This window comes from Vibrio aquimaris (assembly GCF_009363415.1).
Lineage (GTDB): Bacteria > Pseudomonadota > Gammaproteobacteria > Enterobacterales > Vibrionaceae > Vibrio > Vibrio aquimaris.
This window is the reverse complement of sequence record NZ_CP045351.1, coordinates 1,135,451-1,158,700: the sequence shown is the minus strand read 5'-3', so window position 1 is coordinate 1,158,700 and position 23,250 is coordinate 1,135,451. Positions and strand designations below refer to the sequence as shown.

At 42.8% G+C, this 23,250-nt stretch carries 20 protein-coding genes; 12 read left to right on the top strand and 8 right to left on the bottom strand.

Annotated elements, in window-relative coordinates; translation table 11 throughout:
- Nucleotides 1–487: 487 nt before the first annotated feature.
- The 3 genes from FIV01_RS19600 (at nt 488) to FIV01_RS19585 (ending at nt 3,438) form a co-directional block, all read left to right on the top strand.
- Nucleotides 488–1,924, top strand: a complete 1,437-nt coding sequence (locus FIV01_RS19600; protein WP_152432624.1) for a glyceraldehyde-3-phosphate dehydrogenase — start codon at nt 488–490, stop codon at nt 1,922–1,924.
- Between the two features lie 684 nt (nt 1,925–2,608).
- On the top strand, nt 2,609–3,094 hold the full coding sequence (locus tag FIV01_RS19590; RefSeq protein ID WP_152432622.1) for an acyl-CoA thioesterase: 486 nt from the start codon (nt 2,609–2,611) through the stop codon (nt 3,092–3,094).
- Nucleotides 3,095–3,192: 98 nt separating this feature from the next.
- A complete protein-coding gene (locus FIV01_RS19585; RefSeq protein ID WP_152432621.1) occupies nt 3,193–3,438 on the top strand; it encodes a hypothetical protein in 246 nt (81 codons plus the stop codon).
- A gap of 250 nt (nt 3,439–3,688) precedes the next feature.
- On the opposite strand, the gene malG is transcribed toward FIV01_RS19585, so the two are convergent.
- The 3 genes from malG to malE form a co-directional block, all read right to left on the bottom strand.
- The gene (malG, locus tag FIV01_RS19580) at nt 3,689–4,579 is read right to left on the bottom strand and encodes a maltose ABC transporter permease MalG (RefSeq protein ID WP_152432620.1); all 891 of its coding nucleotides are present in this window, start codon (nt 4,577–4,579) and stop codon (nt 3,689–3,691) included.
- 11 nt (nt 4,580–4,590) lie between these two features.
- Nucleotides 4,591–6,162, bottom strand: a complete 1,572-nt coding sequence (malF, locus tag FIV01_RS19575) for a maltose ABC transporter permease MalF (protein ID WP_152432619.1) — start codon at nt 6,160–6,162, stop codon at nt 4,591–4,593.
- A 68-nt stretch (nt 6,163–6,230) separates the two neighbouring features.
- A complete protein-coding gene (gene malE / locus FIV01_RS19570; RefSeq protein WP_152432618.1) occupies nt 6,231–7,415 on the bottom strand; it encodes a maltose/maltodextrin ABC transporter substrate-binding protein MalE in 1,185 nt (394 codons plus the stop codon).
- Nucleotides 7,416–8,007: 592 nt separating this feature from the next.
- Between malE and malK the strand changes: the two genes are divergently transcribed.
- On the top strand, nt 8,008–9,129 hold the full coding sequence (gene malK, locus FIV01_RS19565; RefSeq protein ID WP_152432617.1) for a maltose/maltodextrin ABC transporter ATP-binding protein MalK: 1,122 nt from the start codon (nt 8,008–8,010) through the stop codon (nt 9,127–9,129).
- Nucleotides 9,130–9,206: 77 nt separating this feature from the next.
- Here the strand turns inward: malK and hutZ are convergent, their stop codons facing one another.
- Both hutZ and hutX read right to left on the bottom strand, forming a co-directional pair.
- Nucleotides 9,207–9,737, bottom strand: a complete 531-nt coding sequence (hutZ, locus tag FIV01_RS19560) for a heme utilization protein HutZ (RefSeq protein WP_152432616.1) — start codon at nt 9,735–9,737, stop codon at nt 9,207–9,209.
- A 62-nt stretch (nt 9,738–9,799) separates the two neighbouring features.
- Nucleotides 9,800–10,300 carry a heme utilization cystosolic carrier protein HutX gene (gene hutX, locus FIV01_RS19555; protein WP_152432615.1) on the bottom strand — a complete coding sequence of 167 codons (501 nt, stop codon included), beginning with the start codon at nt 10,298–10,300 and terminating at the stop codon, nt 9,800–9,802.
- A 131-nt stretch (nt 10,301–10,431) separates the two neighbouring features.
- Here hutX and FIV01_RS19550 point away from each other — a divergent pair, with 131 nt between their 5' ends.
- The 7 genes from FIV01_RS19550 to FIV01_RS19520 all read left to right on the top strand — a co-directional run bounded on the left by FIV01_RS19550 (nt 10,432) and on the right by FIV01_RS19520 (nt 16,103).
- On the top strand, nt 10,432–11,208 hold the full coding sequence (locus tag FIV01_RS19550; protein WP_246210497.1) for an energy transducer TonB: 777 nt from the start codon (nt 10,432–10,434) through the stop codon (nt 11,206–11,208).
- Nucleotides 11,209–11,210: 2 nt separating this feature from the next.
- Entirely contained in the window at nt 11,211–11,888 is a 678-nt protein-coding gene (locus FIV01_RS19545; protein WP_152432614.1) for a MotA/TolQ/ExbB proton channel family protein, read from the top strand.
- Nucleotides 11,885–12,301, top strand: a complete 417-nt coding sequence (locus FIV01_RS19540) for an ExbD/TolR family protein (RefSeq protein WP_152432613.1) — start codon at nt 11,885–11,887, stop codon at nt 12,299–12,301. Before FIV01_RS19545 ends, FIV01_RS19540 begins: the two co-directional genes overlap by 4 nt.
- A gap of 9 nt (nt 12,302–12,310) precedes the next feature.
- On the top strand, nt 12,311–13,165 hold the full coding sequence (locus tag FIV01_RS19535) for a heme/hemin ABC transporter substrate-binding protein (RefSeq protein WP_152432612.1): 855 nt from the start codon (nt 12,311–12,313) through the stop codon (nt 13,163–13,165).
- 11 nt (nt 13,166–13,176) lie between these two features.
- Nucleotides 13,177–14,211 (top strand): FecCD family ABC transporter permease, encoded by a 1,035-nt coding sequence (locus FIV01_RS19530; protein WP_152432611.1) that lies wholly within the window; start codon nt 13,177–13,179, stop codon nt 14,209–14,211.
- Entirely contained in the window at nt 14,211–14,993 is a 783-nt protein-coding gene (locus FIV01_RS19525) for a heme ABC transporter ATP-binding protein (protein ID WP_152432610.1), read from the top strand. The genes FIV01_RS19530 and FIV01_RS19525 overlap by 1 nt, the downstream gene beginning before the upstream one ends.
- A 414-nt stretch (nt 14,994–15,407) precedes the next feature.
- Nucleotides 15,408–16,103 carry a MaoC family dehydratase gene (locus FIV01_RS19520; protein WP_152432609.1) on the top strand — a complete coding sequence of 232 codons (696 nt, stop codon included), beginning with the start codon at nt 15,408–15,410 and terminating at the stop codon, nt 16,101–16,103.
- A 33-nt stretch (nt 16,104–16,136) separates the two neighbouring features.
- Here the strand turns inward: FIV01_RS19520 and FIV01_RS19515 are convergent, their stop codons facing one another.
- Together FIV01_RS19515 and rnb are read right to left on the bottom strand one after the other, a co-directional pair.
- Complete coding sequence (locus FIV01_RS19515) at nt 16,137–16,955, bottom strand: phosphate ABC transporter substrate-binding protein (protein ID WP_152432608.1); 819 nt, start codon at nt 16,953–16,955, stop codon at nt 16,137–16,139.
- 194 nt (nt 16,956–17,149) lie between these two features.
- A complete protein-coding gene (gene rnb / locus FIV01_RS19510) occupies nt 17,150–19,135 on the bottom strand; it encodes an exoribonuclease II (RefSeq protein WP_152432607.1) in 1,986 nt (661 codons plus the stop codon).
- Between the two features lie 497 nt (nt 19,136–19,632).
- On the opposite strand from rnb, the gene FIV01_RS19505 reads away from it, so the two are divergent.
- The gene (locus FIV01_RS19505; RefSeq protein WP_152432606.1) at nt 19,633–21,528 is read left to right on the top strand and encodes a DEAD/DEAH box helicase; all 1,896 of its coding nucleotides are present in this window, start codon (nt 19,633–19,635) and stop codon (nt 21,526–21,528) included.
- Between the two features lie 168 nt (nt 21,529–21,696).
- Here FIV01_RS19505 and FIV01_RS19500 read toward each other — a convergent pair whose 3' ends face one another.
- The gene (locus tag FIV01_RS19500) at nt 21,697–23,169 is read right to left on the bottom strand and encodes an aerolysin family beta-barrel pore-forming toxin (RefSeq protein WP_152432605.1); all 1,473 of its coding nucleotides are present in this window, start codon (nt 23,167–23,169) and stop codon (nt 21,697–21,699) included.
- Between the last annotated feature and the right edge of the window lie 81 nt (nt 23,170–23,250).

The following is a 23,250-nucleotide window of genomic DNA, read 5'->3' as shown; positions in this document are numbered from 1 at the left end:
AATCTTGTCTAAAACACGGAATTTATGAGATTTTTGACAACGCCATAGGGCTTTTCACTAAGATTTCGCTTTAGTATTTATGGACTCATGTAATATCCATAAATTTCTTCCATATTGACGTCATGCGTGTCCAGAATTCTTCCTCAATCTACAGATACTAATTTATTTTTAGATAACACCACAAAAATGTGATTTAAAACACAATAAAAACATATTTACACCTTTATTTATGAGAATAATGTGATCATGGTATTTTTCGTCAAAAAATAAGTTCTAGTAACTTCAAACATCAACAAGCGTAATATGTTGAAAAATGTGTTTTTAGCCAATAAGAAATCATCCAAACCACGAATTATTTTTTCTAGCAGAAAAAGACACTAGGTATTACAATCCGCGCCGTAAAAATAAAATAATATTTCCTCTACACCAGCTACCCTACATAGTAGTGTAGAGCCAGTCCAAAAAACGTGAAAGGTCCAAAAACACCATGAGTCCAGAGAAACATCTCTTAGAGTGGCAAATAAGCCAAACGATTGCGGAAACAATCTCTCCCCTACTTGGTCAACTTTACCGTGATAAAGGCGTTGAAGTTCTCCTGTTTGGTAAAACTTTGGTCAATGCCGCTACTATCGATATTATCAAGGCACATAAGCTTGCTCGAAGATACACTGGAACGCCATTATCTACCGAACAAACGCTCCCGCTTATTAAAGCCTTATCTGAGATGGAACTATCACCATGTCGAGTCGATATTGGGCAACTCGCTCATCAGTTTTGGAAAGGCAGAGATGATGACCATGGGGTGAAAGATTTTCTGCATACTTCTTTGCTTGGCGCAATGAATGGAGAGACAGTTACTGAGCCTCGTGATGTCGTTTTGTATGGATTTGGCCGTATTGGTCGACTTCTCACTCGCCTTCTCGTAGAGAAAAGTGGGCCGGGTTACCCTCTGCGTTTACGCGCTGTCGTCGTACGTGGCGGCAAAGAAGGTGATTTGGAAAAACGCGCAAGTTTACTGCGAAGAGACTCTGTCCACGGTCAATTCAACGGCAGCATCATAGTTGATGAGGAACGCAAGGCCATCATTGCCAATGGTAACTATATCCAATTCATTTATGCCAATAAGCCTCAAGACGTCAATTACACCGCTTATGGAATCAATAATGCTCTAGTGGTTGATAACACTGGGGTATGGAGAGATAGCGAAGGTCTCGCTCAACACCTTGACTGTGAAGGCGCAGAAAAAGTGCTTCTGACCGCACCTGGAAAAGGTGATATCAAAAACATAGTCTTTGGCGTCAATGATAATACGATCCTTCCTCAAGACACCATAATCTCTGCGGCCAGTTGTACAACGAATGCCATTACACCTGTTCTGAAAGCGGTCAATGATAAGTATGGTGTCACTTCTGGTCATATAGAAACGGTTCATTCATTTACCAATGACCAAAACCTCATTGACAACTTCCATTCAGGAGAGCGAAGAGGCCGTAGCGCTTCCCTGAATATGGTCTTAACATCAACAGGCGCAGCAAAAGCAGTCGCAAAAGCACTGCCAGAACTCGCAGGTAAACTAACAGGCAACGCGATCAGAGTTCCGACTCCAAACGTTTCTATGGCTGTGGCCAACCTTAACCTTGGTGCAGAAACAAATAAAGATGAACTCAATGCCTACCTGCGTGAAATGGCCCTTAAATCGGATCTCTCTACTCAGATTGATTACACAGAGTCCACCGAAGTGGTATCAACTGACTTAGTAGGATCGCGTTTTGCGGGTGTTGTAGACGGAGCAGCAACCATTGCACAAGACAGCCGATGTGTTCTTTACATTTGGTATGACAATGAGTTTGGATATAGCTGCCAAGTTGTGCACTGCATGGAACAAATGATGGGGGTTCGTTACAAAACCTACCCCTGTGTATAAACGTACAACCTTCTCTTAATGCAAATTAGGAGCATACTCCACAACTACAATAACAATATCCCATATATTTGCCGCTTTCCTAGAAAGCGGCTTTTTTATTTCTTACTTTCTATTCATCTTTGGTTCATTTATGGCGCGTTATTATGTAAACATCAAACAAGAGGTTTAATTGATATGAATAAAATAGTAGCCAGTATATTAGCCCTGATTATAGGTTTATTTACCTTACTTTTCAGTATCATAATGTTGGTTCCACTAGCCATTTTCGCTCTTCTAACAGGAAGAAAAATAGAAAAATCTTTACGCCAGAACAGAATGCGCTTTCAACAGTCATCTCGTGGCTCTGTCTTGGAGGGGGAATATGAAGACATCTCAAAGTAGCATCGAAGACATTAAATACCATACTCAAAAAACTACTGCGTTTACTTTCTATCTGGCCGCTGTCGCCACTGCGGCTATTGTAAGTTCTATTCCATACTAATTCAGTTACCAATCCGCTCTCTTATACTAATACTCATTGAACAAAACCTTACACTTAGCCCCACTGTTTTAAATACACCCTATCAATGTCTCATCCCTCAATTCTGGGGCATATTGTGTTTTTAGACTAAGCTGGAATTAATGATTGCATTTAATTAACATTATTATTAAATAAGATAATGGGAATGATTAAGGAATTGACGAATGAGTAATGGCCAACGAGAAATAACACTCCGTTTTTTAGCCGAACCTGCAGATGTGAATTTTGGTGGGAAAGTCCATGGCGGAGCCGTAATGAAGTGGATTGATTTGGCTGCGTACGCGAATGCGGCTGCTTGGAGTGGTAAATATTGCATTACAGCTTACGCTGGCGGTATTCGCTTCGTTGCTCCGATACATGTCGGCAACCTTGTTGAAGTAAGCGCAAAAGTTATTTATACAGGGAGAACATCCATGCATATTGCTATTGATGTACAAGCCAGTGACCCTAAAGTACTGGAAAACCGGCTTACAACTCACTGTATTGTAATCATGGTGGCTGTAGATGAAGAAGGAAAACCCTCTAGCGTCCCAGAGTGGGTACCAGAAACAGAGGATGATATACAGTTAAGAGATTCCGCCATAAGATTGATGAACATGCGGACACAAATTGGGGAAGAGATGGAGGCCCATGTTAAATATCTCAAATAGTGACGCGATATAAACTAGTGAAAGTCACTGCCTTGTCATTTTTTCTTCACCTTAGTCTGGTTTAATTAGCAAAGATTAATTTAGGCTAAGGAATCAGGTTGAAGTTGAACCAGATCACTCTCAGTGAAACAACCTTACTCAACAAGCAAGCTCTCGAATATCAGTGGGTAAGATGCTTATACGCAGAGGGATATACCAGTAACGACATTAATCATTATATCCAAACTTGTTTCGGCGGAGACGATATCTTTGCCGATTTGTTTCGCAAAGTTGCTTTATCGCAAGAAAGTATTTACGTTCTGCTGAAATATCTAGGCTGCGCCCCTTCTAATCGAGAGTTGTAAAGCTTCTCTTCATCCAGCAAGAGTGACAAAGAGCCCATGCGCTTACCACCTAAATAAAAACCCGATTTTACTCGGGTTATGGTTACAAAAACTGTTAGTAGTAACATCGTAAGGAATCTAAGCTAACAGCCAGCTATGCGTAACGCCAGAGCTGCTCTCTCCTCAACTGATCGGCGGCCAAACCAAAGTAGGTAGAGTCGAGAAGCAATGGGATAACCTCGCAGGCACCCTAGTTATTAGAATATTAGAATTAGCCCTTCACACCGCCAGCAGTAAGTCCTCCTACCAACCAACGCTGCGCCAATAAAAATACCACCGTTATTGGTAGTGCGGATAAAACCGCTGCTGCTGCAAAGTCTCCCCACAAATAATTTTGTGGGTATAAATACTGCTGCATTCCAACAGCCAACGTATATGAGTCTACATCAGAAAGCAACACCGACGCCACTGGAACTTCACCAATCACCATGATAAATGATAAAATGAACACAACCGCTAGAATCGGTACCGACAAAGGCAAAAGAACTAATCTAAACGCTTGCCACGGTGTAGCACCGTCAAGAGCTGCTGCTTCTTCAAGTGAGTTATCTATGGTTTCGAAATACCCTTTAATCGTCCATACATGTAAAGCTATCCCGCCAAGATAAGCGAAAATTAGGCCGCCATGAGTGTTTAAACCCAAAAATGGAATGTACTGACCGAGCTTATCAAACAAGGCATAAATAGCCACCAATGCAAGTACCGGCGGAAACATTTGAAAGATCATCATCGCCTTAAGAATGGTATTTTTCCCCTTAAACTTCATTCGAGCGAAAGCATACGCAGATGTTGTTGAAAGTACGACAATCATAATTGATGAGATACTGGCAACTTTAATCGAGTTCCACAGCCAAGTCAGAACTGGAAACGGTGGAGAAGTGATAGAACCGTCGTCATTTGTCACCGAAAATCCCAACGCCAATTTCCAGTGTTCCAGAGAAGGGTTGTCAGGAATAATATTCCCAATCGCAAAATTACCTTCACGCAAGGAAATTGCAATAACCATCAATAAAGGAAATAGAATCAAAGCGAGAAAACACCATAACAAAATGTGTGTCGCCCAAACTCGGTATTTCAGTGACTGACCTTGTACCATTGCCATTACAACTCTCCTTATTCCTGGGCGACTTTGGTTACACGAAGGTTAAGCAATGCTAATGCCCCAACGAGAAGAAATATCAAAGTCGCGATTGCACTTGCCAAGCCAAAGTTTTGTCCACCTGCACCTTCAAACGCAATTCGATAGGTATAATTTACCAATAAATCCGTATGACCGGCTCGCTCTGTCGTGCCTATCATGTTAGGGCCACCTTGAGTAAGAAGTTGAATCAATACGAAATTATTGAAGTTAAATGCGAAGCTGGCAATAAGAAGAGGTGTTAACGGCTTAATCATTAACGGCAAAGTAATTCGACGAAAGTTATCAATGAAATTTGCTCCGTCAATCGCTGATGCTTCATAGAGGTCATCAGGAATGGCTTTTAAGAGCCCCATACATAAGATCATGATGTAAGGAAAACCAAGCCAAGTATTAACGATAATGATCATGACCTTAGCCATCAAAGGATCGGAAAACCAGCTAGGGCTAATTCCAAAAAGAGCCTCTAATACCATATTGATCTCGCCAAAACTTTGGTTAAATAAGCCCTTAAAGATCAATATTGAAATAAATGCAGGGACGGCATAAGGCAGAATCAAAAGGACTCGATAAATGGCGCGACCTTTTAACGCTTCCCACTGAACGATATTCGCTAGAACCAAGCCTAGGATGAGAGTGAGCCCAACACTCAAAGCGGAAAAAACTACAGTCCAGACGAAAATATTGACAAATGGCTGTTTAATACCATCTTCTTTCCAAACGCGTTCAAAGTTGTATGTCCCAACCGTCACTATGTAGCCAGGTGAGACCGGAGAACCTATAAACTGTCCCTCGTCATTGATTGGTTGGTAGAAGCCAATTTTATTATTGGGACGCAGATACTGCTGGGTCTCATTGTTATATAAAGTTTCACCATCAGCTTGCAGTGTATAAAGTGGTCCCACGGAAGCAAACTTACGCAGTCCGCTCATTCTTACCACTTCACCTGACGGTAAGTGAAGTGCAAGACCACCGAGCAAAGACTTGTTTTTTATGATGGTTTTTATTGCTTCTTTTTTCCCCTCAACTTGTCTTGCAGACGATAAATACAGCTCGGAGTTCAAAGCCTCCAAATCTAACTCATCGGTTACAAACAAACTGTCCGCTTTAGTGATTGCAATACGATACCCTGTCGATGTACGAAATAGCGAGAACGGATAGCTTTCACCACTTTGGTAGGTGCGTTCCAGTAAAACAGATTGAGCACGCTCAAAAGACAGTTGATTTTTAGCACTGTAGTTAGTGAAAGAAAGGCTTACCGTATAGGCTAGAGGAAAAATAATAAATAGTATCATTCCGGCGATACCCGGATAGATATAACGATGTGCATAGGTTTTAGCACTGCCAAAAATGAACAAGGCTAGTGCAGTGAGGGTAAGGGTAAGTAGCGCAAACGCGAACTCACCTCTTGAGTACATCAATATACTAGCGTAGCCGTTGATAATGCCTAACACGCCCAAGAAGGCCCATTTGAACAACACTTTTTTGTTAGAAAGCGAGCTGACTCTTGACGATGGCATGGTAACCGTGCCTTGAACTGACTGCATATAATATCCTGCTCACGATGATAGAAAAACGAAGGAGGGCTCATCCCCCCTTCTCGATACCAAGTTAGTTATTGCGTCATTCTTTTTTCAGCTGTTTTCAATGCTTCAGTTACGCTTTGACGTCCATCAACCACATTATCTAATGCATCTTTCATGCTATACCAAAAGGTCGTAAACTGGGGGATGTTTGGCATTATCTCTCCATTCATCGCATTATCCATTGTTGCGGCAATACGAGAATCAGTGTCAACCAACTTCTGGAATGATTTTAAAGCCACTGCCCCCAGTGGTTTATCATCATTAAGACTCTTAAGCCCCTGATCAGTGAGCAAATAGTTCTCAAGAAACTCAACGGCCAGCTCTTTATTTGGAGAAACCGAGCTTATTCCTCCAACCCAAACTCCGACAAACGGCTTTGAAGCATGCCCATTGAATTTAGGCAGTGTCGTTACTCCATAGTCAATTCCTGCTTTATCTATATTCGCCCAACCCCAAGGGCCATTGATGGTCATAGCGACCTTGCCAGCCGCAAACTCTGACTCAGAAACGGAGTAGTTCATATCAGCAGAAATTACCTTATTTTTAATCATATCATTGATAAAGGTCAAAGAGGCTTGGACTCCATCTTTAGCCACTCCTACATCGTTAATATCGTAGCCATCTTTGACTTGCTTAAACGCATACCCACCATCGGCTGATAAAAGCGGCCAAGTGAAATAAGCACCATCTCGCAGTGGCCACATAATGGCTTTTTTACCTGACTTTTGAAGTTTTGCATTTAAGGCTGGGATCTCTTCCCACGTTTTTGGTGGTGTCGGTAATAGCGCTTTGTTATAGATTAAAGAGACCGATTCAATAGCAACAGGATAGGCTATTTTTTTACCTTTATACGTAGCGGCATCCCACGCAAAATCAACAATTCCTTGCTCGATTTCTTTCGAGGGTTTGACTTCGGCAAGTAATCCACCTTCTGCATAACCACCAAAGCGATCATGAGCAAAAAATATAATATCAGGTCCTTCTCCCGAAGCGGCAACTTTAGGGAATTTTTCCTCTAATTTTTCAGGGAAAGCCACCGTGACTTTAATACCTGTATCTTCTTCGAAACGCTGACCTATTTGAGCCATTCCTTCATAAGCTTTATCCCCTCCTACCCAGATGGTCAATTGCCCCTCTTCGATAGCCGCATTCACACTTATGGAAGTAAACACCGACAGTGCGGCTAGGGTTACTTTAGTCAGGGAATTTCTCATCTTCACATCCTTTTTTGTCTTTGAATTATGAGCTCAAGCTGTTTCAGGGGTTATTGCCCACTGGGACAACTCATTCTCGCCAAATTATCAATTAGCTCATCATCCCATCTTCTACGCCTCGCCTATTATGGCGTATTTTCGTGATATGCATCGATGAACAAAAACGACATAAATCACATAAAATACGCATGCCGTGATCAAATTCACCAATAAGCTCTGTGTTTCTTTGAATTTGATCTAGACACACCATCAAACAATAGATGCATCTACTCCCTCACTGCTCCCCCCAGATAGATAAGGACTAGGAGGATGTATAACAATCGTCAAAAAAGCAAACTAGCTTGGTCCCAGAGCGGATAAGTAGGAACCTTTCCAGTTTTTATCAGACTTTTCTAGCTAAGTTTAAAAACTGGATTACATGGCCAAGAGTCGCCGCAATAGGCAATAATCGTGTAACATCCAGACACAAAATTGCGATTTCGTTAGCGGGTCTGATGTGGTGATTTCCATCGCTGCAGCTTAATATAACCACACACAGATAATTGATATGCAACCCAATAAAAAGATAGAATTTTGATCAAGGACAAGCGAGATGGCAAGTGTCACATTAAAGAATGTATCAAAGGCTTATGGCGACGTATTAATCTCAAAGAATGTTGACCTAGACATAAAAGAAGGCGAGTTTGTTGTTTTTGTTGGTCCTTCAGGATGCGGTAAGTCAACGTTACTGCGCTGTATTGCTGGCCTCGAAGACATTACATCAGGAGAGCTTTATATTGACTCTAAACTGATGAATCATATTGAGCCATCTAAACGTGGCGTCGGTATGGTTTTTCAATCCTATGCTCTATATCCGCATTTAAATCTGTATGAAAATATGTCATTTGGTCTCAAGCTCAGTAAAGCAGATAAGAGTGAAATTGATAAACGTGTAGAACACGCAGCCGATGTACTCCAACTCAGTCATCTGCTCGACCGACAACCCAAAGCTTTATCTGGCGGGCAAAGGCAAAGAGTTGCTATCGGGCGAACTCTGGTGTCACAACCTAAAGTATTTCTACTCGATGAACCTTTATCCAACTTAGATGCTGCCTTGCGGGTACAAATGCGTTCAGAAATCACCAAGCTGCAACGAAAGCTAAGGTGTACCATGATCTATGTAACACATGATCAAGTGGAAGCGATGACAATGGCGGATAAAATTGTCGTTCTTGATGCCGGTTATGTTGCCCAAGTTGGCAAGCCATTAGAGCTTTATCATTATCCAAGTAATCGTTTCGTGGCTGGTTTTATTGGTTCACCTAAGATGAACTTTATTAGTGTTTTCATTGAAGCAGTAGAAGACAATAGAGTCATGGTTCAGCTTGCCAATGGCACCGCATTTTGGATCCCAGTTGACGGAACAAGCATCACACGAGGTTCACGTATGTCACTGGGAGTTAGACCCGAGCATTTGCTGCCATGTGGTCAAGGCGATGCTTCAATTGAGGGACAAGTTAACATCGTCGAAAAACTCGGAAATGAAACTCAAGTTTACCTACATATTGGCGCAGCCGACGCAGATGTTATATATCGCGAACCAGATACATTAGCCATAGAGGTAGGTAATAATTTCATTGTTGATATACCCGCCAATCGCTGTCATCTATTCCACAGTGATGGAAAAGCGTGCCAGAGACTGTTTAGGGAAGCTGGTGTCAACTTTCCAGAGTAATCTCGATCATTGAAAACGAGAACATATCGATATAAAACGCAGAAGCAAAAAAAAGGAGCCTCATGTGCTCCTTTGGGCTAAGACTGCTGAACTTTTTTATGCCCCTGTTCCAAATGAACAAAGTCAACAAGATCATCACAAGACACTTGATAAGCCTGACCAAAGCCCTTCACAAACAATCCCTTTTCAGGTTGCATTTTAAATAGAATAAAGTCCTGTAATTGACTTAAGTTATCAATAATGTCGCCAAATCGCTCGTTCATTTGCGTAATAACATCATTCCATAAAGGTGTGTCTCTTTCTACTACCACTGCAGTAGCATCAAACGTCAGGCGTTTACGAGCAAAAAGTTGCTTGGAATGTCCTTCATCTTCGATCATCATAATCGAAACATTAGGGCTCACAAGAAGGTTACGAGCGTGACGGGCAATGTCAGATATCAATACAAAATACCCATATTCATTTTGTACAAACGGCGCATAACTGGCATTAGGCCGACCTTGTTCGTCAACAGTAGCAAGTTGAAGAGTAAGACAATTTTGACGAAACTCTTGGATCTCAGGCCCTAAGCGTCCTTGTAAACGCTCTTGCTTAACATGATCATCCATATATTATCTCCTTGTTATTATGATGATTAATTTGTCGGATTTTTATTTTTCTACGATCGATACTACTTTAAGTCTTGTTGCCACTGCCTAAACGCGATTACCTGTTCAGGAATTAACTCTCTTTGATCATTTCTACCTAGATACACTTTGAATATGTTGTTCCCCTTTTCACAGAAGAAACCAAAGTAGTGACTCTCGCGACCTCTGAAAGGTTTGCTAACCAAAGCTATATTAACTACATTACTTAGCTTTAAGTGGCCATGTAACTCTCCACTTTTTCCCATCAAGTTATAATAACCTCTTGCGATTTTACCTTTTGGGAAAGGTGCCTTTACTTCAAAAATTGAACCAAAGGAATGCACAATAGTCGTCACAGGGCCAAATCCAACCAGTTTTTCAAGATAGAATTGGGCTTGCTCCCCACCAGCAAGACCAACCATGTCATCCGGTAAAGCGCTCACAACCTCAAATTCAGAAACATTTAATACATCAGCAATTTCTGCGGGTAATAACGCTGGCTCTTCAAAGACCAATTCGGCCACTTTTTCCTTCAATGTCTGCATATATTCCTCATAGCACCAAGCCGCTAACAACAGTAAAACACATTCCTCGAACATCGATGAGAAAGCCTTTTTACCGCAGTAACAGACTAGCGTGACAAAATTCACGCAATCATAGAATTACAGAAATGATAATGCAATTGATAATTGATATTATTTGCATCTTGTTAGATAATTTACCTCTTGATGATTTTTGTCATAACACTGATATGCATTTAAACAGGTATGTGATTGCGGGTAGTCTATCCATTGCTATCCATAGTATGATTTTTGGAGTGGAATTTGAGCCTAAAGCCTATGTCATACCTGTAGGCAATACACCTTCTTCAGTCTCTATTCATTTCACATCTCCTTCTGTTGACAGCCAAAAGAGCGAGAAGGCTAGGCCCAAAACAGAGCAAAACTCATCATCAACCTCACAAGTCACTGATGATGTCAAAAGTCAGTTAGCTGCGGTCACTTCTGTTAATAAAAAAGAGAGCGCTATGCTTGCAGCTAAAAAAAAGGTCAGCGAACAATCAGACAAACCGCAAAAACAACAAGAGCCAGACAAGACAGTTCATAAGCCTATCGAAGAAAAAATGACCCAACCTCAACTTGCAAGTTCTCATCAGGGCGCGACCACAAAACCCGTGTTGGTGAACAAACCAAGTTTTATATCCAAGCCAGTCCAACCCATATACCCTAGGTTAGCGAGAAAGAGAGGATTAACAGGCGTGGTCACTTATGAAGTTTGGTTAGACGAAGATGGCCAACAAGTGTCTCAACAACTCATATCCTCTTCAGGCCAAACTATTTTAGACAAATCCGCACTAAAGGCGATAAAGAAGTGGAAGTTTTCTCCACACAGTATCAACGGCCAGAAAATCGCTCATAGAGTAAGAATTCCCGTACGTTTCAATATGGATTAACAATGGAACACATAAATTACCTCCAGCAACAACTGGGCCTAATGACATGGCCACTGATCTTATGCTCATTCGCAACAGTAATGATTGTACTCGAACGCCTCATGCAGCTTTGTATCTGCTCTGGTAGAGGAAGAAAAGGCATTCATGCCGAGCTTAAGCAAATCTCCCCTTCAAATGTTCAACAGATTACTGGCCTTGCTGAAAAGTTTTCTCACCGCCGACCACCTCTCTATCAGGGCGTTTCCATCTTGCTCCAACATCATTGTTATCCGAAAATTTTACGCGAAGATACCGCTGGTATGTGGTTGGAAGAAAAACGTCTGCAACTCAACTCAGGCCTTCGTCTTCTTGGCTTAATTGGCGTGATAAGCCCTCTAATTGGGCTGCTCGGAACTGTACTTGGTCTGATAGAGATGTTTAAAGGTGTTGCAACATCATCAGGTAACATTACTCCAAATGACTTAGCCGATGGCCTAGGTATCGCAATGCGAACAACGGCGGCAGGCCTATTCATTGCCTTGCCAGCGATCGCGAGTGCTCAGCTACTTGGTCTTTGGGCAGACAAGGTCATGGCTAAGCTAGAGCATACTCTCAATTTTACTAACCTCTGGCTAGAGGGGGTCGAATTTCAACAAGCAAAAACTCAACCATCCCCAGTCTCTCATGAGGCGATACCATGATCAAAGTGAATCGACAATCGAATCCCGTGAGCTTAACACCGGATTTAACACCTTTATTAGACATTATTTTTATTGTTATGGTTTTTTTGATGCTAACCGCAGCGGTCAAGCTTGACTCTCTGGAGGTCAGCTTACCAACTACAGACTCACCAATGACATCGAGTATAGAAAACCAAGTAATCACACTGAACATTTTACCAACAGAGCCTTACTGGGCACTAAATAGTCAAGAGTATTCAGACTGGGAGTCCTTCTCTCATGCAGTGAAGCAGGCATATCAATCTAATCAAAAGTCTATCGTTATAGGAGCGGAAAAAACGGCAGATGTGCAGCATCTAGTAAAGTTACTTGCCTTTCTGCAAGAAAATAATATTCAAGCCACCCAGTTACTTACCCAAGAAACAAAACACTAAGGTCAAGCTATGCTAAAATCTATCATTGCTAAAGGCGTCACTACGCTTTCCCTATTTCTTATTACAGCATCAACATCAGCAAGTGACAGAATAATTAGTACCGGTAGTGCTGTCACCGAATTACTGATCGCACTTGATAAACAAGACCAAATCGTAGCAGTAGATATCACTAGCGAAGTGCCATCAGAAAATCAACTGCCCAAAATCGGCTATCACAGAAACCTTTCCGCAGAGGGCCTACTTGCTCTTAATCCAACCCTTGTTATTGGCTCTAATGAAATGGGTCCCCAAAATGTGTTAGACCAAATATCCAATGCAGGAGTCAGTGTTGATGTGATCAATTCATCGCCCACACCTGAAGGCTTATTAGAACGCATCGATGACATTGCCTCGATCACTCACAGTGAAAAGAAAGCACAAGCCCTAAAAACCAACATACAAAAAACCATTCAAGCGCTAGAGACAAATCGCTCAACATTGCAACGAAAGCAAAAAGTGTTGTTTCTTCTCGTACATGAGGGTCGGCCTGCAAATGTTGCAGGCGCAAACACGGTGCCAGACGCAATCATTCAATTAGCTGGTGGTTTAAACCCAGCAGCGCAAAAAATTGATTCGTATAAGCCGCTCTCTACAGAATCAATGTTAGAGATGCAGCCTGACATCATATTAGTCAGTGGCCGAAGCCTGGATAAGATCGGCGGGATAGAGACAATTTTTGACAAAATGCCTCTCCTTGCTGCGACACCAGCCGGAAAAGCCAAAAACATTATTCCAATCGATGGACACGCAATCGTTGGTGGTTTGGGTTTAAAAAGCCTTTCAGAGGCCGAGCGCTTAAACAAAATACTTAATACAATGAAGTAGAGCTCTTTACTATGCTACGTCATACCTCCCTTTCTTCAATACTCATTGTTTTAAGCTCATTTATTTTACTTACCGCTGTCGGGTCGATTAGTGTCGGTCCCATGAATATCAGCTTCATGGATAGTCTAATGAGTGTCGCAACACATTCAAATCAGCTTCCAGATCATATTCATATGGTCATCCATGAAATTCGTCTACCACGAACCTTGCTGTGTATTCTTGTCGGCGCGATATTGGCAATTTGTGGCACAATAACCCAAGGGTTGTTTCGCAACCCTCTCGCTGAACCAGGCATTATAGGGGTTTCTGCAGGCGCATCTCTGGGCGGGGCCATCGCGATCGTCCTGTTTTCTGAATACAACACTGACTACCCGAATGTTATTAATATCATTGCTGTACCCTTATTCGCATTTTTGGGGGCCATAGTGGCCACTGGTTTTGTATATCGATTAGGGACTAACAAATTAGGTACGTCTGTGACCATCATGCTATTAGCGGGTGTAGCAATAACTACTCTATCTTTTGCGGGCCTTGGGTACATGAATTTTATTGCCAACGACCAGATGCTGCGAGACATTTCATTGTGGCAGATGGGCTCGCTAGCCGGTGCCAGTTGGACCAGTGTTTTACTTTGCGCCGCCACTCTTTTCCTATTGCTAGTCTGCTTCACACGCAATGCAATGCCTTTAAACGCTTTACTCTTGGGTGAAGCGGAAGCTGCTCATCTGGGGATCCCAGTACAAAAGCTCAAGCGTTTGTTGATGTTATTAACTGCGATCGGGGTTGGCGTGGCCGTTAGTGTGTCTGGCATGATAGGTTTTATCGGTTTAATCATTCCTCATTTAGGCCGCATGTTATGTGGCCCCGATCATCGCTCCTTGGTACCAATATCAGCCTGCCTAGGCGCGTTGCTTCTTACGGTAACCGATATGATTTCACGTACAGTGCTTGCGCCGGCCGAACTTCCGGTTGGAATCGTCACCGCAATGATTGGCGCTCCATTTTTTATTTACCTCCTATTCCAGCAAAGAGGAAAGATTTTTTAATGAATAGTCATGCACTTTGCGCAAACAATGTCTCCATACGCGTAGACTCACGTCTGATCCTCAACAATGTAAGTCTCGAAATACGTTCTGGCGAAGTTACCGCCCTGTTAGGGCCAAATGGTGCAGGTAAAAGCACGCTACTAAAAGTACTTTGTGGTGAGAGACAATCCAACGCCGACATAGCCTATTTTGGTAAAGAAAAAAATCTCTGGAATGCTAAGGAATTAGCCAAACATTTAGGTATGTTACCACAGCATAATACGCTCACTTTTCCTTTCTCTGTGCAAGAGGTCGTCGAGCTAGGCGCAATTCCCTTAACATTAGTCAGTAGTGAAGTGCGAGATCTTGCCCAACACTATATGAGGGTGACTGACGTCCTCCATCTTGCCGAACGGCTCTACCCATCTTTGTCAGGAGGAGAGAAACAGCGAGTGCACTTAGCTCGCGTTCTCGTGCAATTGGCGCAATCGGGGGAGCGTAAAATATTAATGCTTGATGAACCGACTTCAGCCCTGGATCTCACACATCAGCACAATACGTTGTCCAAAATGAAACAACTGGCAGATGAGCAAAATACGGCAGTAGTGGTGGTGTTACACGACTTAAATCTCGCGGCACAATATTCTGATCGTCTTGTCATACTCAACGAAGGTATCATAGCCTGCGATGCGTCCCCCGAAGACGCTTTATCCGCAGAGATGATTATGTCGGTGTATGGTTATCGCTGCATGATAGGAAAACACCCTATGCTAGACTTCCCTATGGTTTATCCAGCTCCTTAACATTGCGTTAGCCTACGGGGAACAAATATTGCCGCCTTAGCCAAACCATTCCTTTCCGCATTGACAATGCAATGAAAAAGGAAAAGAGCTTAAGGTATGATAAATAAAGCGAATAGCTTGGTTCAACCTATCTTGGCACGAGTTTTGTTTGGTAGTCTAGGCCATGGATTGTCGAAGTACTCAGCGGGCGACGGAGCAATGAGTAGCTTTCGCTCTCACACAAGATGATTATATAGGGTATATACTCTAGTGATAATTATCTAATAAAATAATGTATTATTGCTAAGCGACTGATAAGTAAACACAATTCAACAGTGAGAAAACATGTGTACGCCCGAAAGTCGTTGCGCACAATTGTGAAGTGATTCAAACTTAACAAGTTGACGTATATTAATATCAGATTTCTGAGGTTTTATGAAAGTCGCAGACCTATTCAAACATCGTGGTGAAAAGTCGCAATCCGAATTTATGCAGTGGATGTCTCCTGCCGTGCGTGAATATTGGGATGAGTTTATACAAAAGACGAATAACCACCGCTATTTATTTGCACGCTTTTGGGATATGCAAAAACCAGCGGTCAATGATGAGGTCCAGACACCCAACGCATCAAATGATGTTGAGAATAAGCCCGTTGAATTAAAACCTGAAGCACAGGTACTTTTCGATCAGCTTAAAGAGAAACTTGGCCAAGTGATTCATACAGGCGAGTGGCTGGAGATCTCGCAGCAACGTATTAATCAATTTGGTGAAGTCACTGAAGATATGCAGTGGATACATACCAATCCAGAGCGTGCCGAACTTGAGTCACCTTTCAAGACAACGATTGCACATGGCTTTTTAACTCTGGCTATGCTTCCAAAGCTCACAGACAGTGTCAACCCAGATCATTCCCTTTTCCCAACAGCCAAAATGGTGGTCAACATTGGTCTGAACCAAGTACGTTTTCCATATCCAGTCAAAGCCAATAGCCGCGTTCGCGCTGTCAGCAAGCTATCTAAAGTGACACCTATCAAAAAAGGTTTGGAGATAGAACGTGAAATCAAGGTTGAGATCGAAGGGGTCAGACGCCCTGGAGCCGTTGTTGTCTCAGTAATACAGCTTCATTTTTAAAGACGGACCAGCGTTCCCTCTCCCGTAACTTATCTACTTGCTAATGGGTGTATATCCGTATTCGCGGATTAGGCCCTTAGCTTGCTTTCCTTGCAAATATTCAACAAACGATTTCGCTTGTTCGCCTAATTCAGAGCGTTTATACAGCACCAAAAAAGGTCGAGATAGGCCATATTTATTTGTCGCTATAGTTTGAGTACTCGCTTCTATTCCATCGAACTTAATCGCTTTTACCGAGCTATCTACAGAACCAGTTGAGATAAAGCCTATCGCTTGTTTGTTATGGCTAACTAAGGTTTTCACCATACTATTACTGTTAACGACCAAATTATTTTGACTGATTGAGGAAACTTGTCGACCATTGACTATCTTAGTTAGCCCAAGAAGATTCTCGAAGCTGTACCTAGAACCAGATGAAGCCTCACGAGTCACCACTGCAATTTTTTGATCAAGACCACCGACTGAGCTCCAATTGACTATCTTGCCCTTATATATGTCAAAAAGCTGCTCTCGGCTGATATTACTGATCGGATTGGATTTATTCACAACAACAGCAAGGCCGTCATAAGCCAAAGGAGTGACAGTGAGAGATTCATCTTGTTCGCTCTCTGTCAAGTAACGAGAGCTCATACCTATGTCGGCGACTCCTTTTTTCAATAAGGTAATACCTGCTGTTGAACCAATCCCCTGCACTGCGATATAGGTTTCAGGGTGGCTTTGATGAAAGTCTTCAGCCAACACATCCATTACGCGCGCTACTGAGGTCGATCCTGACACATTGACCTCACTGGCTACCGCTAGGTTAAAACTAAAACATGCGCTTAATAAAACAGTGAAAATGGTGCGAATCATAACTATCTCCGATTCAAATAAAGGATATACACTGGTGGCATAATATGTAGGTAAGGTTACATTTTTGTGAAAAGCATTGATTTAACGGTGATTAAGCGAGAAATTGGTAAAGGTCCGAAACCAGTGTTTGGGTAGACTCAGTGATGCGGAGAAGTGGATAAGTAAGTCATGAACCCTTACTTATCCGTCTCTTTTTAATCGGCTTCTTTTGCCTCAGCAAATACTTCGACAGGTTTAGCAACAATGCTACGAGTTTCTTGATTTACCTCATTTAGCACAAGCTTAATGACATCACCCGCTCGGTAAACAATCTCATCGTCAATAGACACTAATCCAAGCTCTGAATTACATTTTAAACGCTCTTTATTGGCCAATATTAGAGCACCAGGTATAAATGCAACCGCACCATTTTCGAGTAAACGAACGCGTAACCCTGCTCGAGAGACATCAAAAATTTCACCATAAAATTGGGTACCTTCTGCTGGTTCTTCCGCTAAAGTGCGCACATATAGCCAATCAGCGACATTACGCTCCGCCGTTTTATGGTGTTTACGGTGCTGGGCTAATTCATCGCCAAGATCACCATCAGCAGTTTGAACCGGTGCTTTGCCCATAATATGAGCTTTCAGCATTCTATGGTTGACCATGTCACCATATTTACGAATCGGTGAGGTCCAAGTCGCATACAATTCAAGCCCCATTGCATAATGAGGTAGAGCTTGATTACCAATTTCACTATACGCTTGATACTTGCGAATACGGTGTTCGAGATAACTGGTATCTTGCTTAGCTAACCAACGGCGAAGCTCAGAGAAGCCAGACAATGTAGAAATACTCTCAATGGTAAAGGTCTGCTCGCTGTTTTCGCTGTTGATAAGATCGATAACATCACTCAGCTTATCCTGTTTAAAACCAGAATGGGTATTGAACACGCCTGAATCGAAACTAGACTGAAGAACTTTACCTGCGCAAATATTTGCAGTAATCATGCATTCTTCTACTATTTTGTTTGCACTACGACGAATGTCTGCGTGAATAGCAAGAACGTCGTTATCTTCGCTAAGTTCAAAACGGTAGTCTGGGCGATCTGGGAAAACAACGGCATTTTTCTCGCGCCACTGAATTCGAGCCTGCGAACACTCATAAAGGGCGTTTATCACTGAAGCTGTGCTGCTATCAGGTTGCCATGACTGTGACTCGCTGTTTTCCAGCCAATCTGAAACATGATCATAAACTAGACGCGCGTGGGATTTCACAGTGGCTGCAAAAAACTTAACGTCATCGCCTAGTTCACCGTCAGCTCCAATGTGAACAGAACAGCAAAGCGCAGGTCTTAACTCGTTTTCTACCAAAGAGCATAGGTCATCAGCTAACTCTCTTGGCAGCATAGGAATATTGCGCCCTGGCAAATAGATAGTAAATCCACGTTGACGTGCAGTTCTATCCATTTCAGAGCTTGGCGTAATATAGGCAGTAGGATCGGCAATCGCGATCGTTAGCTCATAGCTTCCATCATCTAACTTCTGAGCATACAGAGCATCGTCCATATCCCGAGTCGACGCACCATCAATAGTGACAAAAGGCAAGTGCGTCATGTCTAGACGCTCTAGATCAGCGTCATCCTCAATCTGCCAGTTTTCTATGCCCGGAGGCTCGGTATTGGGTAATTCATTTTGTGCTAGTGTCACCCACCAAGGCGCTATTTTGTCATCGGCATCCGTAATCTTTTCTGATATTTCGACCAAAAAACCATTATCGTCAGCCAATGGGTGTTGGATTAGATGGGCAACAACCCAGTCCCCTTCCTTCAAATCGTCCCGCTTTAAGCCCTTTGTGACCTTAGCTTTAAGCGATAATTTTTTAAGTTGTGGATGATCAGGATTAACGTTTAACTTGCCTTTAAACCACTTAACTCGACCGATAAAACGGTTAATGCCCTGTTCCAATAGGGCTTCTGGCTCTGCAACTTCGCGCTCTTTTTCGGTACGAATAATGGCTCTTACCTTATCTCCATGCATACATTTTTTCATGTATGGTGGCGGAATAAAGACACTCGTTTTGTTATCGACCTCCAAAAAGCCATAGCCTTTCTCGGTCGCTTTAATCGTACCTTCTTTCTTGGGAAGGTTTTCTTGTATCTGCTGCTTAAGTTGAGCCAGTAGGGGATTATCTTGGAACATGCAAACTTCTTAACTAATTCGTTTTATTTTCTGGATGTATGGCATCAACCAGTACATTTACAGCTGATTAAACCAATTGCAGGGATCAACCCATCACAACCACATCCAGTCGAGCCAATTTGTGTATAGCATTTTACTAGGTAATGCCCTTAATGTATATCGCAGAAATTGACCACCTAATTCATATGAACTTTATTAAATTATTATGTATATCAATAACAAACACCAAGTAGCCCGGTATCTATCTATTGAACAAAGCGCTGGAGTCTTCTGTTCTTAATCACTTAAAGCTAGGAAAAAATTGTGATGTATTTCAATTTTTTCTGGATTTTTTTGTGGTTTTAAGGAATAATTCGCCCCCCTTAGATATGTCCCTAGCGGCTTGATGCGATTTACGACTTATCCGCATCTGAACGGATTCAGCACTCACTGGATTGGTAATGGAATTGGTAGAGCTCGTGGGACCTTTTGTTGACATTTATTTTAGTAGGATCCCAATGACAGATTCTGTAATTCAGTTTAGCGATTTAGCGCTAAATGACGCTATTCTTTCTTCTCTAGACGGAATGGGCTTTGTATCACCAACCCCAATTCAAGCTGCTGCTATCCCTCACCTAATGGAAGGCACCGATGCACTAGGTAAAGCTCAGACTGGTACTGGCAAAACCGCAGCATTTTCACTTCCACTATTGAACAAGCTAGATCTGGCTCAACGTAAACCTCAGGCGATTGTTCTTGCACCAACTCGCGAACTAGCGATTCAAGTTGCTGCAGAAATGAAAAACCTAGGCCAAAATATATCCGGTCTAAAAGTTCTTGAGATCTACGGTGGCGCATCCATCGTTGATCAAATGCGAGCGCTTAAGAATGGTGCTCACATTGTTGTTGGTACTCCAGGTCGTGTTCAAGACTTGATCAACCGCGAACGCTTGCATCTAGACGAAGTACATACATTTGTTCTCGACGAAGCAGACGAAATGCTAAACATGGGCTTCGTCGACGACGTTACAGAAATCATGGAGCATGCTCCTGAGTCTGCTCAGCGTGTTTTGTTCTCTGCAACTATGCCTCCAATGCTAAAAAACATTGTTGAGCGCTTTTTGCGTGAGCCAGTGACAATTGATGTCGCAGGTAAAAATCACACTGTAGATAAAGTTGAGCAGCAATTCTGGGTTGTAAAAGGTGTCGAGAAAGATGAAGCAATGTCTCGCCTTTTAGAAACTGAAGAAACTGACGCGTCTATTGTATTCGTTCGCACTCGTCAAGATACAGAGCGCCTAGCAGACTGGCTATGTGCTCGCGGCTTTAAAGCTTCAGCGCTGCATGGTGATATTCCACAGTCTCTACGTGAGCGTACTGTTGATCATATCAAACAGGGTGTGATCGATATTCTTGTTGCAACAGATGTTGTTGCTCGTGGCCTAGACGTTCCAAGAATCACTCACGTATTTAACTACGATATTCCTTTTGATGTAGAGTCTTACATTCACAGGATTGGCCGTACAGGTCGTGCAGGACGTAAAGGTAAAGCGATCCTTTTAGTTCGCACCAATCAGATCCGCATGCTTCGTACTATCGAACGTGTGACTAAATCATCGATGGAAGAGATCCAACTTCCACTGCGCGATAAAGTAGCAGAAGCTCGCTTAGTTAAGCTAGGTGCTGAACTTGAGCAAGATAAAGAGCATAAATCTCTAGAAAAATTCACTGAGCTAGTAGAAAAGCTTCAAGAGACGTTAGAGCTAGACGCAACCACACTGGCTTCAATCTTACTTAAACGTCAACAAGGTAAGCGTCCATTGTTTTACATTGGCGAAGATCCTATGATCCAAGCAATCGAACGCGACAAACAGCGCCGTAAAGAGCGTCGCGAAGGCGGTAGAGATGGTCGTGGTAGAGACCGTAGCTCTAGCAATCAAGATTGGGATACCTACCAACTTCAAGTTGGCCGTGAGCAAGGCGTTCAGGTTAAAGATATTGTTGGTGCATTAGCCAATGAGCTTGGTCTGACCAAAGGCTCAATCGGCGCTATCAAACTTGCACAAGGTGAAACTTACGTCCAGCTACCTAAAGCAATGCCTTCTGAAACTGCAGGTAAACTGCGTAAACTACGTATCCGCCAAAAGCAGGTCGATGCTGTGGTGTGTGACTTTGACGATTTCCGTGAGCCTCGTGGACGTCGTGACTCAGGTCGCGGTCGTGATGGCGGACGTCGCGATGGTGGTTTCCGTGGTAATCGCGAAGGTGGCCGTCGTGAAGGCAACTTCCGTGGTAACCGTGAAGGTGGACGCCGTGACGGAGAACGCCGATTCGATCGCAACCGTGGTGGCGATAATCGCGGAAACTATCGCGGTGAGCGTGGTCATAATCGCGACCGCCGTGCAGAAGCATAAGATATTCAATATATCGCAATCTATAGTTGCTTAAATCTAAGGTGAACCAATTGGTTCACCTTTTTGCTTTTATTAAGCCCAAATCAAATAAACAGAGCAGCTAAGCTGCTCTGTTAGTACTGACATCTGCCAATGAAGCTGGAGTTCAGGTTTAGTGCGGTAGCCAGATTATTCGGCAGGTGTAATGCTTAGATGAGCGTCACTAAAGCCAAGTTCTTCTAGTTCTTGTGCATCAAAGTTAGTTGTGATTTCGACATCACCAACTTGCTCACTGACCAGAGGTTCCGCTGAGCGCTTAACGCGATTACTTATCGGTGTGGCTTGACCAATTTCTATCGTGCCAGCAAATTGTGATTCCGCATTAAAGTCACCAGAAACACGAGAGTAAAATGGACGTAGGCTTTCTCCTACCACAGTTTGCATATTTTCTAAGCCATTTTCAGTGATAGCCCAGCTCCAATCCCACCATTTGACTTCACCCGGAATATAACGGTGGTCCCATTGATAACGAATATCTGCTGATTTGTCGCTACCACGTCCCATAGTAAAAGTGTGTTTTACGTTAGGACGGTCATCTGGGCGAGAATGCCAAGCATTACCACTCCAACGTAAAAATCCATCAAATTCAACATCATAGCTTATATTTGCGCCAAAACTGTATGGATAAGAGATGCTCGACCGATAAAGTTCGACACGAATTGGGATCTCAGAATTAGCAGGCACAGTTGGTCTTGCTTGAAGCGTCACTTGTTCGCTAGTCGAGCCGCCATTAGTTTTGGCGAAACTCTGATTAGCTTCAATTGAAATCGACAGCTTAGTCTTTCCAACCAAAGGCCAGTCAAATTCATTTTCTGTCGATACCGACTGAGCAAACCCATAAGTGTCAGTTTTAGACCAATTGGTTGACTCGTTCAATGACAGATCCACCACCACCTGCTGTTCAATGTCACTTCTATTGCGAGCAATCGCCGTCACCGTTTTTACTAGCTCGCGATCAGATTCGGTTATGTCACCGTGGGAGAAGTCGCTATCGTTGAGAGTGTACGCAAAGTTATTGATTGTGATTTTGCTTTTCTCATCACAGCGGTAGCCGTCGCATGAGCCATCCTTATTGCCTTGAATCACCCAACCGTCGCCTTCACGTCTGACATCCATATCTTCGCCGACAAATTGGCTATGGTTGCCACTAACCCAAGCATAACCAAGGTAATGAGCGAGATAACTCAATGGACGCACAAAGTTAGCGTGATCAGTTACCAACGCATACTGAATATCTACCTCATCACCCTCAGGAATGGAGGCCTTTGGCATAGTAGTAATTTCAGACACCGCATCAATAGGGTAACACCAAGTGGTACTATTGGGAGTATCCTGCTTGATTCGACCGTGATAGCCAGGCCCCATAATTACCCAGTTATCTTTTAAGCCAGTGATTTGCCACTGACCCATGCGAGAAACAATGTAGCCTTTTTGTGCATTTGCTTCGAAGCGATCTATCGGGCGGTAACCAGTACGACAGACATCTTCACCTAGTTGGTCAGTGACCAACTGGTCAGGATAAATCTTAGCTTGCGCACCGGCAGACAGAACGGAAATAAGCACGGATGGAATCAAAACTTTAAAAGTATTGGATGTTCTCATAGCTCACACTCCTACTGTTAATTCAGTCAATAGTGATCACATAAGTCAAATCTATAGTAAACAAATAAATTAACAATTTTA